Annotated in this window: 1 protein-coding gene; it reads left to right on the top strand. The window is 54.2% G+C overall.

Translation table 11 applies throughout. The features are described from left to right. A partial coding sequence (locus tag P2081_RS20870) for a hypothetical protein (RefSeq protein WP_278924701.1) occupies positions 1-275 on the top strand: 275 nt, incomplete at both ends.

Raw genomic sequence — 275 nt, 5'->3', positions numbered from 1 at the left:
CTGCCAACAACGGCCTTTACGGATACTTTGACGTCTTCAGGAAGGTGGTCGGAAGCATTGTTGACCCCAACAACCAGTACCAGAACGCTCCCGGTGCCGTTGAGACCAACTCCGCTGCCCTGAGGGACCCCGTCTTCTACCAGGTCATCGCCCGCATCGTCAACTACTTCCAGAACTTCAAGAACCAACTGCAGTCCTACAAGCAGGAGCAGATCAACTTCAACGGTGTTGAGGTCCAGTCTGTCAACGTTGACCAGCTGATCACCTACTTCGAC

The organism is Pseudophaeobacter profundi, assembly GCF_029697505.1.
GTDB classification, from domain to species: Bacteria; Pseudomonadota; Alphaproteobacteria; order Rhodobacterales; family Rhodobacteraceae; genus Pseudophaeobacter; species Pseudophaeobacter profundi.
This window is presented reverse-complemented; position numbering and strand designations above follow the sequence as displayed.